Origin of the sequence: Actinomadura sp. 7K534 (genome assembly GCF_004348575.1) — a bacterium.
Taxonomy (GTDB): Bacteria; Actinomycetota; Actinomycetes; order Streptosporangiales; family Streptosporangiaceae; genus Spirillospora; species Spirillospora livida.
In genome coordinates, this window is record NZ_SMKB01000500.1 from 1 (window position 1) to 1,057 (window position 1,057).

Here is a 1,057-nt window from a genome sequence, read left to right on the forward strand (position 1 = left end):
CCCACCGACCCGCCGACCGACCCGCCCGACAGGACGGCCCCCGAGCTGAGCGTCTCGGGCAACAGGCTCGTGGACGCCGGCGGCGGCACCGTCCGGCTCCGCGGGGTCAACAGGTCCGGCGGGGAGTTCGCCTGCGTCCAGGGCTACGCCTTCTGGGACGGCCCGATGGACGCCGCGTCGGTCGCCGCCATCAGGAGCTGGAACGTCAACGCGGTCCGGGTGCCGCTCAACTCCGACTGCTGGCTGGGGCTGGACAACGTCGATCCCGCCTACCGCGGCGCCGCGTACCAGAACGCGGTCAAGGACTACGTCGCCCTGCTCAAGGAGAACGGCATCACGCCGATCCTGGAGCTGCACTGGAGCCACGGCCTGTGGACGGGTTACGACAGCCACTGCGAGACGGCGGCGGCCGAGTGCCTCAAGCCCATGCCGGACGCCCGGTACGCGCCCGACTTCTGGCGGCAGCTGGCCGACGCGTTCAAGGGCGACAGGGCCGTGGTCTTCGACCTGTTCAACGAGCCGTACCCGAACAACCTCCAGGTCATGGACTACGAGCAGGCGTGGCGGTGCTGGCGGGACGGCGGGGACGCCTGCCCCGGCCTGACCTTCGAGGCGGCCGGGATGCAGGACCTCCTCGACGCGATCCGCGGCACCGGCGCCGCCAACGTCGTCCTGGCCGGCGGCAACAGCTACAGCAACGACCTCAGCCGGTGGCTCGCGATGAAGCCGTCCGACCCGACCGGGAACCTGGCGGCGTCCTGGCACTCCTACAACTTCAACTACTGCAGCGACGAGGCCTGCTGGGACGAGCAGATCGCGCCCGTCGCCGCGCAGGTCCCGCTCGTCGCCGGCGAGTTCGGCGAGAACACCTGCGCCCACGGCTACGCCGACAGGCTGATGGCCTGGCTCGACGCGCACGGCGCGTCCTACCTCGGCTGGACGTGGAACACCTGGGACTGCTCCAGCGGCCCCTCCCTGATCAGCTCCTACGACGGCACCCCGACCCCGTACGGCGCCGGGCTCCGCGACCACCTGCTCGCCGCCCCCTGACCCCCAC

At 71.6% G+C, this 1,057-nt stretch carries 1 protein-coding gene; it reads left to right on the forward strand.

Annotated features, from left to right (window positions below; genetic code table 11):
• On the forward strand, nt 1-1,050 hold a 1,050-nt coding region (locus E1266_RS37390; RefSeq protein ID WP_132055326.1), incomplete at its 5' end, for a cellulase family glycosylhydrolase.
• Nucleotides 1,051-1,057: the final 7 nt, after the last annotated feature.